16 protein-coding genes are annotated in these 14,297 nt (G+C 73.6%); 5 read left to right on the top strand and 11 right to left on the bottom strand.

Annotated elements, in window-relative coordinates:
* Positions 1-19 precede the first annotated feature (19 nt).
* Positions 20-697 (top strand): SDR family oxidoreductase, encoded by a 678-nt coding sequence (locus V7S47_RS13915; RefSeq protein ID WP_336562103.1) that lies wholly within the window; start codon positions 20-22, stop codon positions 695-697.
* Here the strand turns inward: V7S47_RS13915 and V7S47_RS13910 are convergent.
* From V7S47_RS13910 to V7S47_RS13895, 4 genes are all read right to left on the bottom strand, one after another.
* Positions 671-1,390, bottom strand: a complete 720-nt coding sequence (locus tag V7S47_RS13910; protein WP_336562102.1) for a hypothetical protein — start codon at positions 1,388-1,390, stop codon at positions 671-673. The genes V7S47_RS13915 and V7S47_RS13910 overlap by 27 nt on opposite strands.
* Positions 1,391-1,491: 101 nt before the next feature.
* Entirely contained in the window at positions 1,492-2,424 is a 933-nt protein-coding gene (locus V7S47_RS13905; RefSeq protein WP_336562101.1) for an oxidoreductase, read from the bottom strand.
* Positions 2,421-3,224, bottom strand: a complete 804-nt coding sequence (locus tag V7S47_RS13900; protein WP_336562100.1) for a maleylpyruvate isomerase family mycothiol-dependent enzyme — start codon at positions 3,222-3,224, stop codon at positions 2,421-2,423. Before V7S47_RS13900 ends, V7S47_RS13905 begins: the two co-directional genes overlap by 4 nt.
* A 26-nt stretch (positions 3,225-3,250) precedes the next feature.
* The gene (locus V7S47_RS13895) at positions 3,251-3,853 is read right to left on the bottom strand and encodes a LysE/ArgO family amino acid transporter (RefSeq protein WP_336562099.1); all 603 of its coding nucleotides are present in this window, start codon (positions 3,851-3,853) and stop codon (positions 3,251-3,253) included.
* Positions 3,854-3,923: 70 nt separating this feature from the next.
* On the opposite strand from V7S47_RS13895, the gene V7S47_RS13890 reads away from it, so the two are divergent.
* Complete coding sequence (locus tag V7S47_RS13890; protein WP_336562098.1) at positions 3,924-4,799, top strand: LysR family transcriptional regulator ArgP; 876 nt, start codon at positions 3,924-3,926, stop codon at positions 4,797-4,799.
* A 256-nt stretch (positions 4,800-5,055) separates the two neighbouring features.
* Here the strand turns inward: V7S47_RS13890 and V7S47_RS13885 are convergent, their stop codons facing one another.
* The gene (locus V7S47_RS13885; RefSeq protein WP_336562097.1) at positions 5,056-6,915 is read right to left on the bottom strand and encodes an acyl-CoA dehydrogenase; all 1,860 of its coding nucleotides are present in this window, start codon (positions 6,913-6,915) and stop codon (positions 5,056-5,058) included.
* Positions 6,916-7,112: 197 nt separating this feature from the next.
* Here V7S47_RS13885 and V7S47_RS13880 point away from each other — a divergent pair, with 197 nt between their 5' ends.
* Both V7S47_RS13880 and V7S47_RS13875 read left to right on the top strand, forming a co-directional pair.
* Entirely contained in the window at positions 7,113-8,009 is an 897-nt protein-coding gene (locus tag V7S47_RS13880; RefSeq protein WP_336562096.1) for a sulfite exporter TauE/SafE family protein, read from the top strand.
* A gap of 49 nt (positions 8,010-8,058) precedes the next feature.
* A complete protein-coding gene (locus tag V7S47_RS13875; RefSeq protein ID WP_090860568.1) occupies positions 8,059-8,517 on the top strand; it encodes an RrF2 family transcriptional regulator in 459 nt (152 codons plus the stop codon).
* 12 nt (positions 8,518-8,529) lie between these two features.
* Here V7S47_RS13875 and V7S47_RS13870 read toward each other — a convergent pair whose 3' ends face one another.
* Positions 8,530-9,447: a hypothetical protein gene (locus V7S47_RS13870; RefSeq protein WP_336562095.1), complete on the bottom strand. Its 918-nt coding sequence runs from the start codon at positions 9,445-9,447 to the stop codon at positions 8,530-8,532.
* Between the two features lie 141 nt (positions 9,448-9,588).
* Here V7S47_RS13870 and V7S47_RS13865 point away from each other — a divergent pair, with 141 nt between their 5' ends.
* On the top strand, positions 9,589-10,041 hold the full coding sequence (locus V7S47_RS13865) for a nuclear transport factor 2 family protein (RefSeq protein ID WP_336562094.1): 453 nt from the start codon (positions 9,589-9,591) through the stop codon (positions 10,039-10,041).
* Here the strand turns inward: V7S47_RS13865 and V7S47_RS13860 are convergent.
* The 5 genes from V7S47_RS13860 to V7S47_RS13840 are packed head-to-tail and all read right to left on the bottom strand — an operon-like array spanning position 10,028 to position 14,020.
* Complete coding sequence (locus V7S47_RS13860) at positions 10,028-10,447, bottom strand: SRPBCC family protein (RefSeq protein ID WP_336562093.1); 420 nt, start codon at positions 10,445-10,447, stop codon at positions 10,028-10,030. The two genes, V7S47_RS13865 and V7S47_RS13860, sit on opposite strands and share 14 nt — an antisense overlap.
* A 10-nt stretch (positions 10,448-10,457) precedes the next feature.
* Positions 10,458-11,183: a helix-turn-helix domain-containing protein gene (locus V7S47_RS13855; RefSeq protein WP_336562092.1), complete on the bottom strand. Its 726-nt coding sequence runs from the start codon at positions 11,181-11,183 to the stop codon at positions 10,458-10,460.
* Between the two features lie 6 nt (positions 11,184-11,189).
* Positions 11,190-11,822, bottom strand: coding sequence for a DUF2461 domain-containing protein (locus V7S47_RS13850; RefSeq protein WP_336562091.1), 633 nt, complete (start codon positions 11,820-11,822; stop codon positions 11,190-11,192).
* A gap of 21 nt (positions 11,823-11,843) precedes the next feature.
* Positions 11,844-12,833 carry a hypothetical protein gene (locus V7S47_RS13845; protein ID WP_336562090.1) on the bottom strand — a complete coding sequence of 330 codons (990 nt, stop codon included), beginning with the start codon at positions 12,831-12,833 and terminating at the stop codon, positions 11,844-11,846.
* Positions 12,833-14,020 (bottom strand): C39 family peptidase, encoded by a 1,188-nt coding sequence (locus tag V7S47_RS13840; RefSeq protein ID WP_336562089.1) that lies wholly within the window; start codon positions 14,018-14,020, stop codon positions 12,833-12,835. Before V7S47_RS13840 ends, V7S47_RS13845 begins: the two co-directional genes overlap by 1 nt.
* Positions 14,021-14,297: the final 277 nt, after the last annotated feature.

Genomic DNA, 14,297 nt, shown 5'->3' with positions numbered 1-14,297 from the left:
GATCCCCCAGAATGGGCGGATGACGAGCAGGATCGCGGTCGTCGGTGGCCACGGGAAGACCGGTCGCGCGGTGGCGGCCGCGCTGACCCGACGGGACGTCGTGCCGGTGCCCCTCGGGCGGGCCGAGTGGCCCGCCCTCGCCGAGACGATGGCCGGCTGCGCGGCGGCGTATGTCATCGCGCCCAACCTGCACCCCGACGAGCCGGCGTACGTCGCCGAGGTGCTCGCGGCGGCCGGGCAGGCGGGCGTCGGGCGGGTGGTCTACCACTCGGTGGCGTCGCCGTACGTGCCCGCGATGCCGCACCACCTCGGCAAGGCCGTCTCCGAGGACCTGGTCCGGCGCTCGGGCCTGACCTGGACGATCCTCCAGCCCGGCGCCTACCTGCAGAACCTCGACCTGACCGCCGACCTCGAGGTCCCGTACGACGTCGACGCGGTCTTCGGGTTCGCCGACCTGGCCGAGGTCGGGGAGGCGGCTGCGGTGGTGCTGACCGGGGACGGGCACGCGGGAGCGACGTACGAGCTGGCGACGCGGGTGGCGTCGCCGGCGCGGCTCGCCGCCGAGGCCGGGTACGTCGCCCGCCGCGTCGAGGTGGGTGACGCGCACCCGTGGCTGCGGGCGATGTTCGCCTATTACGACGAGCACGGGCTGCCGGTCGGCACCGGACCCCTAGGGCTGCTCCTTGGTCGAGCCTGACGCCTCTCCCCGCCGCTGCTCGCGCAGCTCGTCCTGCTTGCGCCGGCGCCGGATCTCGCCCCGCGCGATCACGATCGCCAGCACGATCGGCCAGACGTACTTCACCTTGTCGAGCAGCCACTCCACCCAGCCGGGCACGCTCACGTCGGGGAGGTCGGGCCACGGGATCGAGGGCAGGTCGGGCGTGGGCACCGACGGGAGGTCGGGGGTCGGGACGGACGGCAGGTTCCAGTCCGGCCAGGGGATCGAGACCGCGATGCGCGCCGCCAGCAGCGCGAGCAGGATCGGCAGCACCACCTTCGCCACCCCGCCGACGGTGGCGATCAGCGCGTAGCGGGTGGGGTGCGCGCGGACCCGGTCCTCGTACGCCGCCGCCGGCGACCCCGGCTCCGGCACCAGGTCGACGCCGCCGACGCCGGCCAGCGACTTCAGGTCGCCGTCCTGGCCGGGGTCGAAGTACGTCGCCCGCCGCGGCTTACCCATCCCGGAGAACCACACCCCGATCGAGCCGAGATCCGTGCGCTCCTCGTCGTCGGGCTTGACCCGGATCTTGTCCTCGGTGGACTTCTGCGTGCCGACGAGCTCGCCGTCGACGTACCACTCGATCCGGCGGTTCACGCTGCCGTGCACCTCGACCAGGTGCGCGTGGCCGTCGACGACCAGCTCCCAGATCTGTCGCGGGTCGTCGGCCATGGTGTCGACGCTAGGACCCGGACCGGGCCGCGCACATCGTTCGCGCGTCGCGCCGAGCCCCGACTTTGGTCAGGGGTGCCCAGGCTCACCTATCCACAGGCTCAGGGGTAGCGGATCCCGGTGACGTCCTGGCTCAGCTCCCAAAGCCGGCGCTGGGCGACCTCGTCGTACGAGCGCCGGCTGCTGGTGACCACTTGGGGGACGCCGGCCATCTCGCCGAGCCCGGCGGGACCGCAGTACGTCGCACCCGGCAGGTCGGCCGTCGCGGCCATCAACGTCGGCCAGGCGCCCGCGGCCGCGGACTGCGAGACGGCCCGGATGGCGGCGTCCAGGATCGAGGCCCGGCCGCCGCGGGCCCGGCCGTACTGACCGTTCGCCGCCAGGTGCGTGCCGGCGAAGCCGGGGTGCGCAGCCAGCGCGCGGACCGGCAGCGACGCGTGCCGCAGGCGCCGGTCGAGCTCGTAGGTGAAGAGCAGGTTGGCCAGCTTGGTCTGCCCGTACGCCGGCCACTTCGAGTAGCGGCCCTCGACCCGCGGGTCGCCCAGCGGGGCGGAGCGCGCGTAGCGGTGGAACTGCGAGGACACCGTCACCACCCTCCCGGCGCCGCTCGCGAGCAGCTGCGGCATCAGCAGCCCGGTGAGCAGGAACGGCCCGAAGTGGTTGGTCGCCAGCTGCAGCTCCAGTCCGTCCTCGGTCCGGGAGTACGGCGTCCCCATCACCCCCGCGTTGTTGACGAGCACGTCGATCGGGCCCAGCGCGCTCGCGGCGTCCGCGGCCCGGCGTACCGACTCCAGGGAGGACAGGTCGACCTCGAGCCGCTCCAGCGACGCGCCCGGCACCTCGGCGCGGATCGCGGCGTCGGTCTCCTCGACCTTGCTCGGGGTCCGACCGCTGAGCACCACTCGGGCGCCGCGGCGGGCCAGCTCCAGCGCGGTGTGGTGGCCGAGGCCGCCGACGCTGGTGCCGGTCACCACGACGGTGCGGCCGGTCTGGTCGGGGACGTCGGCCAGCGACCAGGCGGCACCGGACGTCACGGCGTCGTCGCCAGCGCGTCGACGACCCGCTGACCCAACTCGGTGTCGCCCTCGATCTCGACCGGCGCCGCTCGCCGGCCGCCGGCCAGGCAGATGAAGCTCTCCCGGTCCATCCGCAGCGTCGCGTCCGCGCCGTGCCGTACGACGGGCAGCGGCTCCCCGCGGCCGGTCCGCGTGACCGTCCAGGCGACCGGCTCGTGGCCCTCGATCTCCAGCACCACGACCGTCTCCGGCGCCGCGCCGACCTTCTTCACCAGCACGTAGCCGAGCCCCTCGGCGAGGTAGTCGGCCGTGTGCCGCGCGGCCGCCGAGTCGAGCCCGCCGGGCCGGCCGACCGCGCGCCGTACGTCCTGCTCGTGCATCCACACGTCGAGCGGCCGGTTGCGCAGCAGCGTCTCCCAGGTCCACGGCACGCCGCCGAAGATGACCGGCGGGAGGCCGAGCGGGTCGGTCGGCGGGTCGGCCCGCAGGGCGGCGTACCGCGCCTCGGCGGCGGTCCGGATCTCCGCGACGATCTCCGCGCCGGACCGGTCGCGCCGGTTGACCACCCCGATCTCGGTGTAGAGACCCATCAGCCCCGTGACGTGCGGCGGCTCGCCGACGTCGGCGGTCTCCTCGGGGGCGCCGGCCAGCCGGCTCTCGAGGTGGGCGGTGTGCGACGCGACCGCCCGGACGTCCCAGCCGGGCAGGTCGGTCGGCCGCGACCAGTCCTCCTCGGACAGGTCCTCCAGCAGGGCGACGAGGTCGTCGACCGCCTGCTTCCAGACCTCGACGTACGTCGCGAGCCGCTGCTGGTCCATGCCCGCGACCCTAACGGCTGCTTGGTTCAGCCCAGCGCGAGTGAGACCGCGATGGCCAGCATGGTCACCCCGATCAGCACGTCCAGCACCTGCCAGGCCCGCGGTCGGGCGAGCAGCGGGGAGAGCAGCCGGGCGCCGAAGCCCAGCCCGGAGAACCACAGCAGGCTCGCCGCGCCGGCGCCGGCCGCGAACCCCCACCGCCCGTCGGAGCCGTGCGTGTTGGCGATCGAGCCGAGCAGCAGCACGGTGTCCAGGTAGACGTGCGGGTTGAGCCAGGTCAGGGCCGTGGCCCGCCCGACCGCCGAGCGCAGCGACGTACGACGGCCGCCGTCGGCCGTCAGCCCGGCCGCCTTCCGGGCCCCGAGCAGCGTGCGGACGCCGTACCAGGTGAGGAAGGCGACGCCGAGCCAGCGCACGACCTCCACCACCGCGGGCGCGCGCTCCACGACGGTGCCGATCCCGGCCACGCCGGCCACGATCAGCAGCAGGTCGGAGACCGCGCAGATCGCCACGACCGGGACGACGTGCTCGCGCGCGAGCCCCTGGCGCAGCACGAAGGCGTTCTGGGCGCCGATGGCCACGATGAGAGAGAGGCCGGTCGCGAGACCGGCGGCGGTGGAGTCGAGCACGGGGCGACGCTACGGTCGGATCGGCCGTGAAGACCAGCGAAAGAATCTGCAGGACCATTAGCATCGCTTCATGCGTCCTCACCCCGACCAGCTCGCGGCCCTGGTCGCGATCGCCGACACCGGCACCTTCGACGCGGCGGCCCGCCGGCTGCACGTGACGCCCAGCGCCGTGAGCCAGCGGATCCGGGCGCTCGAGTCCGCGGCCGGGCGGGTGCTGGTCCGGCGCGGCACGCCCTGCCGCCCGACCGAGGCCGGCGAGACCCTGCTGCGGCTGGCCCGCCAGACCGAGCTCCTGTACGACGAGGCGCGCGAGGCGCTCGGCGAGGGCGGGCACCGCGTCGAGCTCCCGCTGGCGGTCAGCGCCGACTCGCTGGCCACCTGGTTCCGCGACGTCGTCGGCGAGGTCGCCGCCTGGGACGACAGCGTGCTGCGGCTGCACGTCGAGGACCAGGCCTGGTCGGCCGACCTGCTCCGCGGCGGCGACGTGCTGGCCGCGGTGACCAGCGACCCGGTCGCGGTCCAGGGCTGCGTCGTCGAGCGGCTCGGGTCGCTGCGCTACCGACCCGCGGCCACCCCGGCCTTCGCGGAGCGCTGGCGCCGCGGCCGCAGCCACGACTGGGCCGCGATGCCGGTCGTCGTCTTCAACGAGAAGGACCGGCTCCAGCACGACGTGCTGGCGTCGTACGGCGTCGACGCCGCGGCGGTCGTGCACCGGGTCCCGACGAGCGCCGACTTCCACGAGGCGGTCCGCCTCGGGCTCGGCTGGGGGATGCTCCCCGAGCCGCAGCTGCTGCCGGACGTCGCGGCGGGCCGGCTGGTCACGCTGGGCGCTCGCGCGCGGCTCGACGTACCCCTGCACTGGCAGCGGTGGCGCCTCGACTCCCCGGCGCTGGCCCGCCTCACCGACGCCGTACGACGGGCCGCCCGCGCGCACCTGCGGGGGTGAGCCGGACCGGCCGCGGATCCGGTCCGGCGGTGAGCTGTCCACCGAACGCCGATCGAGATCGGTGGCTGGTCACCGCCGCCCGGGCGGGTCCGCGCGGCACGCCGGGTCGGCGGTGAGTGGCCCACCGTTCCGGCCCGGAGAACGGTGAATAGCTCACCGCCACCCCGGACCGCCCGCCGCCCGCCGCCCGCCGCCCGCGAACGTACGACGCCCCCCGCCCGGACCGGGCGAGGGGCGTCGCGAGGACGAACCAGCGTCAGAAGGCGCTCTCGTCGAGGTCCATCAGCGACAGGTCGGTCGCCTCGGCGATGGCCCGCTCGGCGGTGAGCCGCGGCAGGTTGGTCTGCGCGAAGAACTGCGCGGCCGCGACCTTGCCCTCGTAGAACGACTTGTCCTTGCCCGGGTCGCCCCCGAGCTTGGCCAGCGCGACCTCGGCCTGGCGCAGCAGCAGCCAGGCGCAGACGACGTCGCCGAGCACCATCAGCAGGCGGCTGGTGTTGAGGCCGACCTTGTAGATGTTGCGGATCTCGCCCTGGGCCGACATCAGCTCGTTGATGAGGTGGCCGACGATCGCGTTGGCGTCGTCGAGCGCGGTCGCGAGCAGCTGCCGCTCGCTCTTGAGCCGGCCGTTGCCCGCCTCGGAGTCGATGAAGGCCTGGATCTCGCCCGCGAGGTGGCCCAGCGCGGCGCCCTGGTCCTTGACGATCTTGCGGAAGAAGAAGTCCTGGCCCTGGATCGCCGTGGTGCCCTCGTAGAGGGTGTCGATCTTGGCGTCGCGGACGTACTGCTCCAGCGGGTACTCCTGCAGGAAGCCGGAGCCGCCGAAGGTCTGCAGCGACTCGGTGCCGAGCAGCACCCAGGAGCGCTCCGAGCCGTAGCCCTTGACGATCGGGAGGAGCAGGTCGTTGACGGCCGCCGCCAGGGTGTCGGTCTCGCCGGCGTGCTCGGCGAGCATCACCTTGTCCTGCCAGGTGGCGGTGTAGAGCACCAGCGCCCGCATGGCCTCGGAGAACGACTTCTGCGTCATCAGCGACCGACGTACGTCGGGGTGGTGGGTGATCGTGACCCGCGGCGCGGTCTTGTCGCCCGACTGGGTCAGGTCGGCGCCCTGGACGCGGGTCTTGGCGTAGTCGAGCGCGTTGAGGTAGCCGGTCGACAGCGTGGCGATGGCCTTGGTGCCGACCATCATCCGGGCGTTCTCGATCACCTGGAACATCTGCGCGATGCCGTTGTGCACCTCGCCGAGCAGCCAGCCCTGGGCGGGCTCGCCGCCGCCGACGGAGGGGTCGCCGAAGGTGAGCTCGCAGGTGTTGGACACCTTGATGCCCATCTTGTGCTCGACGTTGGTGACGTAGACGCCGTTGCGCTCGCCGGTCAGCTCGCCGGTCTCGTGGTCGAAGTGGAACTTCGGGACCAGGAACAGCGACAGGCCCTTGGTGCCGGGGCCGCCGACGCCCTCGACGCCCACCGGGCGGGCGAGGACGAGGTGCATGATGTTCTCGGTCACGTCGGACTCGGCCGAGGTGATGAAGCGCTTGACGCCCTCGATGTTCCAGGACCCGTCGGGGTTGGCGGTGGCCTTGGCCCGACCGGCGCCGACGTCGGAGCCCGCATCGGGCTCGGTCAGCACCATCGAGGTGTTCCACTCGCGGTCGACGATGTGCTGGGCGATGCGCTTGTCGCGCTCGTTGCCGCTGCGGTGCACGACGCCCGCGAAGGCCGGACCGGCGGCGTACATCCACACCGGGGCGTTCGCGCCGAGCACCAGCTCCGCGGTCGCCCAGACCAGGCTGGACGGGGCGGGGGTGCCGCCCAGGTCCTCGTTGATCTGCAGGCGCCAGTACTCGGCGTCCATCCAGGCGCGGTAGCTCTTCTTGAAGCTCTCGGGGAGCGGGGCGGTGTTGGTCGCCGGGTCGAAGACCGGCGGGTTCCGGTCGCTGTCGACGTACGACGCCGCGAGGTCCTCGCGGGCGATCCGGTCGACCTCGGCCAGCACCTCGCGGGCGGTGTCGGCGTCGACCTCGGCGAAGGGGCCGGTGCCGAGGACCTCGTCGCGGCCGAGCACCTCGAAGAGGTTGAACTCGATGTCGCGCAGGTTGCTCTTGTAGTGGCTCACTGGTGCACACCTTTTCGTGATCGAACGTGTTGAGGAAGGAGCCAGCAGGGCGTACTACTGACCGGTAACTTAATGGTAGGTCGGCTCTCCCCGCCGTGCAACACCAGGTGTCCCCGGACCGCATGAACGCTCGCTGGACGGGTAACTGCATCGGATCGATCGACTAACTTGTCCCCGACCCCCTGGTGGCACCTGCGATGCGCAAGCTCCTCGTCCTCGGCTTCGTCGGCCTCCTCGCTCAGCTCGTCGACGGCTCACTCGGCATGGCGTACGGCGTCACGTCGTCCACGCTGCTCCTGGCGGCCGGCGTCGGCCCGGCCGCGGCCTCGGCCGCCGTCCACTTCTCCGAGATCGGCACCTCGCTGGTCTCCGGCTTCTCCCACCACAAGCTCGGCAACGTCGACTGGCGCACGGTGGGCGTGCTCGCCGTCCCCGGCTTCGTCGGCGCCTTCGCCGGGGCGACCTTCCTGGCCAGCCTCGACGGTGAGGCGGCGGCGCCGTGGGTCGCCGGCATCCTGCTCGCGCTCGGCGGCTACGTGATCTGGCGCTTCCTCGTCCTCGGCGGTCGCCGTCCGACCTTCAAGGCGCGGCCCGGCGTGCGGATGCTGGTGCCGGTGGGGGTCGTGGGCGGCGCGCTCGACGCCGTGGGCGGCGGTGGCTGGGGCCCGGTCGGCACGACGACGCTGCTGTCGTCGGGTCGTCTGGAGCCGCGCAAGGTCGTCGGCTCGATCGACACCTCGGAGTTCGTGGTCGCGGTGGGCGGGTCGCTGGGCTTCCTCTTCGCCCTCGGCTCGCAGGGCATCGAGTGGTCGTACGCCGCGGCACTGCTGGTCGGTGGGGTGATCGCGGCGCCGATCGCCGCCTGGCTGGTCCGCCACCTGCCCGCCCGGGTCCTCGGCGTGGCGGCCGGGAGCCTGATCGTGCTCACCAACGCCACCACGATCACCGGCGCGGTCGGGGGGAGCGGCGCCGTCGTCACCGGGGTCGGCCTGGTCGCGGGCGGGCTCGGGGTCGCGGGGGTCGGCTGGGCGGTCGCCCAGGAGCGCCGGGCCCGGGCCGCGGGTGTCGCCGAGCCCGAGCTGGTGGACGCCTGACCGGGGCGTCGTCGAGTGTCTGGATCGACATTTCTGACACACTGGACCCATGCGAGTTTCCGCGAAGTCCGACTATGCGCTCCGCGCGCTGATCGAGATGGCGTCGCGGGCAGACGGTCGCGCGGTCAGCGCCGAGGAGCTCGGACGGCTCCAGGAGATCCCTCACGGGTTCCTCCAGGCGATCCTCGCCGACCTGCGTCGCGCCGGGATCGTGATGTCCCAGCGCGGCCAGTCCGGAGGCTGGCGGATGGGACGGGCCGCCGAGAGCGTCTCCGTCGCCGACGTCATCCGCGCGGTCGACGGCCCGCTCGTGTCGGTCTACGGCCTGCGTCCCGAGGCGGTGTCCTACAACGAGGCCGCCGACGTGCTCCAGCACGTCTGGATCGCGGCCCGGCGATCGCTGCGCGACGTCTTCGAGCAGGTCTCGATCCAGCAGCTCTCCGACGGCAAGCTCCCGAAGGCGGTCACGACGCGGACCGCCGACGAGGACGCCTGGCAGCCCCACTGAGTGGGAGGGCCGTCAGGCCCCCGTCACGTCGGCCAGTCGGCGCTTGAGCCTCTTGCGCTTGCGCTGCAGCTTCTCGGTGCGCGCCTGCAGCTCGGCGTGCTGCCCGCGCAGGCGGGCCAGCTCGGCGACGGTCTCCGCGAGCGCCTCGCTGACCAGGTCCAGCCGGGCCTGCACGGGTCCGTCGTCGCCGGCGGGGTCCGTCGTGCGTGGGGCCAGACCGCCGAGGTCGCCGTGGACGTCGTACCCGCCCTCGGCGACGGCCTTGGCCCAGTCCTCGGCCGCCTCGCGGAGCTCCTCCACCGGGGTCAGCGAGCCCGCCGAGCCGGCCAGCAGGCGCAGGTTGGCCAGGTCCAGGCCGGACCCGTCGCCGTCGAGGAGGTCGTCGGCGACGGGCAGCAGGCCGGCGTCGAAGCCGACGACCTGCCCCAGCGCGGCCCAGGTCGCGGCGGGATCGCCCGGATCGGTCACCAGCACGTGGACGTGGGCGGGGCTCGGCGCGTGTGCGGCCCAGCGGTCGAGGACGGCGGCCAGGTCGTAGTCGTCCGGGAAGAGCGACAGGCGAGGGTCGGCCGGCCCGGCCGCGACCACGACGTGCACGTCGAAGCCGGGCAGCCGGTCGACCAGCAGGGCGATCTCGGCCCCGCTCGCGGCCGCGAGCAGGTCGTGTCCGACGACGACGTCGCCCTTGCCCTGGTAGGCACGCCGACAGATCTCGGCCCAGGCGCCCTCGACGTCGCGCCGGCGCAGGCCCCAGGCCTGGTGGTCGCGGCGGATCTCGACCGCGGCCCGGAACATCTCGTCCGCCGACCGGGCCGGCTGCCCGAGGCCGGCGGCCTCCAGGCTCGGCGCGTGGGCGCGCAGGGCCGCGGGGAGGAAGGTCCCGCCGCCGTGCGGCAGGCCGACGATCAGGTACGCCGCTCGCTTGCTCATGGGCCCACCATCGGGGCGCCGGGCGGACGCCGACTGAACCGTGCGTGGCGGGCGGGTGAAAGGAGGAGAATCGGTAGTCGAGTGTCTCGTGAGGGACGAACGAGGTGCGCCGAAACTAGAACTGGTTCTAGGCTGCCGGACATGATCACGTCGGACGCCATCACCTGGACCGCCCCGAACGACCTGCACCCGGCCCGCACCGCCTCGCAGCGGTCGTACTCCGCCGTGGCCAAGGGCGACCTTGCCGAGTGGCTGACCGTCTATGCCGAGGATGCCGTGCTCGAGGACCCGGTCGGGCCGTCGATGTTCGACCCCGAGGGCAAGGGCCACCACGGCCACGAGGGCATCTCCGCGTTCTGGAAGCTGGCCATCGAGCCGATCGCGACGTTCGAGTTCGAGATCTACGAGTCGTTCGCCAACCCCGGCAGCAACACCTGCGCCAACATCGGCCGGATCCGCACGTCCTTCCCCGACGGCAGCCACACCACGACCGAGCTGATCATGGTCTACGTCGTGCACGACGACGGCCGGGTGGCCTCGATGAAGGCCTACTGGGAGCCGGACCGGACGATGGCGAGCTTCACCCCGGCGTGACGGCGGCCTCCTCCAGGATGCTCCGCAGCCGTCCCAGGTCGGCGGCGACCGTGCGGACGTCGTTCTCGAACTCGTCGTCGCTCAGCTCGATCTGACGGACGGTGAAGACGACCTCCGCGCCCTCGGGGTGCGCGAGGACCCGGACCGGGTTGGTCACCGTCGTCCCGCTCGGGAGGGTGACGTCGTGGTCGAGGACCCCGAGGTCATTGGCCGGGACGAACCGGACCGTCACCCGGCCCATCGGCGAGTCGACCAGCAGGGTGTCGCCCTCGCGGGTGACCTCGGCCTGCGCGAGGCCGGCCGCCCAGGCGGGCAGGTGGTCGGGGTCGGCGGCGTACGCGTAGACCTCGGCGGGTGCGCGCCGGATGACGGTGCTGACGTGCCGGCTGGCGGTCGGGGTGCTCATGGCCTCCACGCTAGGACGCCTCGCCGCGCCGGTCTTCCAGGAATCGGACGGGGGTCGAGCCGGTGAGGGCGCGGACCTCGTCGGAGAGGTGGGACTGGCTGGCGTAGCCGGCGGCCACCGCCGTCTCCGCGAGGGAGGTCGTCGGGCCCGAGATCCGGGCGAACCGCTGCAGCCGGGCGACCCGGGCGAAGGTCTTCGGGCCGTAGCCGACGGCCTCGTCGAAGCGTCGCTGGAGCTGACGGCTGCTGAGGCCCATGCGCCCGGCGACCTCGCGCACCCGGAGCCGGGGGTCGGCCTCGAGGAGTCGGACGGCGCTCGCGACGACGCGGTCGTCGCCGGTCCGGGGCAGGGCGGCGACCTCGGCCGCCAGGGCGGCCCGTCGTACGGCGAGGTCCGCGGCGCCGGCGTGCTCGGCCAGCCGGTCGGCCAGCACCTCCCAGGTCCGGCCGAGATCGCGGACCGGCAGCTGCTGGTCGCGCACCGCGGAGGCCGGGACGCCCAGGACCGACCGCGCCGCGCCGGGACCGATCCGCACGCCGACGATCTCCACGGCGTCGGCGAGCGTCGCGTGCCGGGGCCCGGTGTCCGGCCCGGCGACCTCCAGGGCACCGTCGGAGAACCAGACCAGGTCGACGCACCCGTCCGGGACGATCAGCGGCGCCGCGGGCTTCGCGACGACCCGGTCCCAGGCGCACGTCGTGCCCGGGCCGGCGGTCGTCGGGTGCTCGCGGTACATCGCGCCTCAGACGCTGGTGTGCCGGGCCACCCAGTCGACCAGCGGCCGCAGCGCCTGCCAGTCGGCGCGGACCAGGCCGAGCAGCTCAGGGGTGTGGATGACCGGCTCGAAGCCGAGCGAGCGGCCGACGGTGAGGGAGCGGTGGCGGAGCAGCTCGATGCGCGGGTGGTCGGCGTCGTACCCGCGCGGGGAGGTCTTCAGTCGGTCGCCGCCGACCTCGAAGTCCTGCTTCTGGAGCTTGCGCAGCACCTTCTGGAGCTCCGGGCCGAACCGGTCGTGCGCCACCGCCTCGCGGAACGCGGCGAGCCGCGGTCCGCTGGCCTCGTAGAAGCCGGCGCCGGTGCGGACCCCGCGCGGCGAGACCTCGACGTACCAGCCGGTCGCCTCGCCGACCCGGACGAACGCGCCCTGGTGGGTCTTGTACGGCGTCTTGTCCTTCGCGAAGCGGACGTCGCGGTAGGGCCGGAAGATCTTGGCCGGACCGAACTCGGGTTCCAGGGCCGTGCACAGCGCGGTCATCGGCGCCTTGACCGCCTCGGCGTAGACGGCCTTGTGCTTCTCCCAGTACGACTTGGTGTTGTCGACCTCGAGGTCGTCGTAGAAGTCGAGGGCCGAGACGGGGAAGCCGGTGAAGCTCATCCCCTCAGCCTACGGACGGCGTCAGCCGAGGACTGCGGTCACCTGCTCGTCGCCGCCCTCGGCGTACGCCGTCACCGTGAGCACCTCGCCGCCGCAGCGCGGGGTCTCCAGGAACGCGGGCCCGGCCGGTGACTCGTAGACCACCTCGGCCGCGCTGCCGTCCCAGCGGACCAGCCGGGCGGGTCCGCGGTCGTCCTGCGGGTCGCGCACGAAGTACGCCGATCCGCCGCACTCGATGAGCGTCCCCGAGGTGCCGGCGCCGAGCTCGACGACGTCGCCGGGACCGCCGGGCCCCTGCGCGAACAGGTCGACCCGCTCCACGTTGCCCTCGTCGCGGACCACCGACCAGACCGGACCGGAGTCGAGGAGCAGGCCGTCCCAGGCGGTGCAGTCGGGGGCGTCGGGGAACGGCACCACCTCGGTGCCGTCGAGGGTCCCGACGGTGCGGCAGGACGGGCGCTGGTCGTCGAAGGTCTGCAGGGTGGTGCCGGCGGCGGTGACCCGGGCGCCGGTGAAGCCGTGCCGCTCCGGGGCGCACCAGCCGATGCTCGCCTCGCCGGAGGCCAGGTCGACGGTGGCCAGGCAGTAGGCGCCGGCCGGGTCGACGGTCGCGTGCACGAGGGAGTCGGTCCCCAGGGCCCAGCTGCCACCGGTGGTGGTGGGCACCTCGGAGCCGTCGTCGAGCACCGTCTCCTCGCCCGACTCCAGGTCGGTCAGCACCGCGCGTGCCGGCTCGGTCTCCTGTGGGTCCTGCTCGACCACCAGCGAGTGGGTCTCGGTCAGGAACGTCTCGCGGTGCGTCGCGCCGGTCAGGTCCGTCCCGCGGGCGTTCAGCGTGTGGGCCCGGTCGGCCGGACCGGGCACCGGCTGCCAGTCGGGGGCCGGGGCGGCCGCCGCCTCTGTCGTCGTCTCTGTCGTCGTCTCCGCTGGCTCGGCCTGCGGGGACGACGAGTCGTCGCCCGAGCAGCCGGCAAGCACGAGCAGGAGGGCGGGGACGGCGTACCGGATCATCAGACGCCGATGTTCTGGTGCGGGTGGGCCAGGTTGGCGCGGTAGCTCTTGTAGGCGCTGCGCCACTGCACGCGCTCGACGTACGGCTCCGAGGGGTCGAAGCGCTGCTGGTCCCACGGCTCGAAGTAGGAGATCGCCAGCGGCTTGCCCGGGCGCTGGCGGTAGCCGCGGCCGACCTGGAAGTGCCCGGACGCGTCGTCGTCGAGGTAGGGGTAGTAGCGCTTCAGCAGGATCGGGTGCAGGACCACAGGCGCGCGGTAGTCCGCCACGTGGCGCTTCAGCAGCGACGACCACTGGCGGAAGCTCCAGTCGCCGATGTCGAGGACGACGTACGGGCCCGCGCGGTCCGGGCGGTCCCAGCCGGTGGTCGCGTTGATCGTCGACACCATGCTGGAGATCGCGGTGCCGGAGGTGGTGGTGCCGAGGCGCCGCGCCCAGCGGCTCTGCGCGGCCTTCTCTCCGCGCCACCCCCAGGCGATCATCTGCATCGCCGTCGGGCCGCACCAGTAGGTCCGGATCTGCGAGCTCACCTGGCTGGCCCGCAGCACCCGGGCGCTCGCCGGGTACGTCGCCGCCTTGGTCGCCGGCGCGCCCGCGGTGGCGCGGGCCTCGGGGTGCCGCCTCAGGAAGCCGTTCGGGAGGGGGACGCCCTGCAGCTCGTGGCGCAGCAGCCAGACCTTGGCGACCGATCGGGCGGCCGCGGTCAGCTCGGCCCGCTCGAGCGCCGTACGACGCGCCGCCGGCAGCGCGGCGGTCCGCTCCAGCCGGGCGGCGGTGTCGAGGTCGCCGGTCGTCTCGACGGCGGCCCGCCGGGCGGTCACGGCGGCCTGTCGAGCGGCCGTCGCGACCCGACCCCGTACGTCGGCCTCGCTGTCCGTGGTCCAGCCGGTGCCGAGGCAGTAGCGCTGCCCCTCGAACTCCGCGCAGCGGGTCAGCGCGCCGGCGAGCGCCGCGGGCGTGGCCCGCGCGGTCACCGGCGGCGTCTCCGCGAGGACCCGCTCGATCTCGCTCGCGGCCTCCGGGGTCACCCGGCCCAGGCCGGCCGTGGCCGCCGGGCGGGCGTCGTACTGCTGGCGCCCGGAGGGCGTGATCGCACCGTCGTCGTCATCGCCCCCCCGGGGGACGAAGGGGGCGACGGCCAGCAGGAGAGCGAGCGCGCCGATGGCGATCCATCGTGGGCGTGACATCCGAGAGACTCCGAGCGTGGGGGAAGAGGGAGCCCTCCCACCATCCCCATCAGTCACACGAGTGTCAACTGCACCACCTGTCACAGACCTTCCGCCGAGTCAGCAGAAGTAGGGGGCCGAGTCAGCACCAGTAGTGCTGACTCGGCAGAACGCGCCTGGCCCCGGTACGAGGAGTCGGGGCCTGTGAGGAGAACTGGAGTGGATGACGAGACTCGAACTCGCGACATCGACGTTCGGGGGAGTGTCGCGCTCTCCGGGGCCTTGTCGGACTGGCGGA

Source organism: Nocardioides sp. CCNWLW216 (genome assembly GCF_037120545.1).
GTDB classification, from domain to species: domain Bacteria; phylum Actinomycetota; class Actinomycetes; order Propionibacteriales; family Nocardioidaceae; genus Nocardioides; species Nocardioides lianchengensis.
Note: the sequence above shows the minus strand (reverse complement) of the source record. Positions and strands in the feature narration are given on the sequence as shown.

Excerpts from the sequence above, each read along its gene's own strand:
- V7S47_RS13880 (WP_336562096.1), top strand. The coding sequence starts at position 7,113 with ATGCGCAAGCTCCTCGTCCTCGGCTTCGTCGGCCTCCTCGCTCAGCTC.
- V7S47_RS13855 (WP_336562092.1), bottom strand. The coding sequence starts at position 11,183 with ATGTACCGCGAGCACCCGACGACCGCCGGCCCGGGCACGACGTGCGCC.
- V7S47_RS13860 (WP_336562093.1), bottom strand. The coding sequence starts at position 10,447 with ATGAGCACCCCGACCGCCAGCCGGCACGTCAGCACCGTCATCCGGCGC.
- V7S47_RS13850 (WP_336562091.1), bottom strand. The coding sequence starts at position 11,822 with ATGAGCTTCACCGGCTTCCCCGTCTCGGCCCTCGACTTCTACGACGAC.
- V7S47_RS13890 (WP_336562098.1), top strand. The coding sequence starts at position 3,924 with ATGCGTCCTCACCCCGACCAGCTCGCGGCCCTGGTCGCGATCGCCGAC.
- V7S47_RS13910 (WP_336562102.1), bottom strand. The coding sequence starts at position 1,390 with ATGGCCGACGACCCGCGACAGATCTGGGAGCTGGTCGTCGACGGCCAC.
- V7S47_RS13875 (WP_090860568.1), top strand. The coding sequence starts at position 8,059 with ATGCGAGTTTCCGCGAAGTCCGACTATGCGCTCCGCGCGCTGATCGAG.
- V7S47_RS13900 (WP_336562100.1), bottom strand. The coding sequence starts at position 3,224 with ATGGACCAGCAGCGGCTCGCGACGTACGTCGAGGTCTGGAAGCAGGCG.
- V7S47_RS13840 (WP_336562089.1), bottom strand. The coding sequence starts at position 14,020 with ATGTCACGCCCACGATGGATCGCCATCGGCGCGCTCGCTCTCCTGCTG.
- V7S47_RS13865 (WP_336562094.1), top strand. The coding sequence starts at position 9,589 with ATGATCACGTCGGACGCCATCACCTGGACCGCCCCGAACGACCTGCAC.
- V7S47_RS13915 (WP_336562103.1), top strand. The coding sequence starts at position 20 with ATGACGAGCAGGATCGCGGTCGTCGGTGGCCACGGGAAGACCGGTCGC.
- V7S47_RS13870 (WP_336562095.1), bottom strand. The coding sequence starts at position 9,447 with ATGAGCAAGCGAGCGGCGTACCTGATCGTCGGCCTGCCGCACGGCGGC.
- V7S47_RS13845 (WP_336562090.1), bottom strand. The coding sequence starts at position 12,833 with ATGATCCGGTACGCCGTCCCCGCCCTCCTGCTCGTGCTTGCCGGCTGC.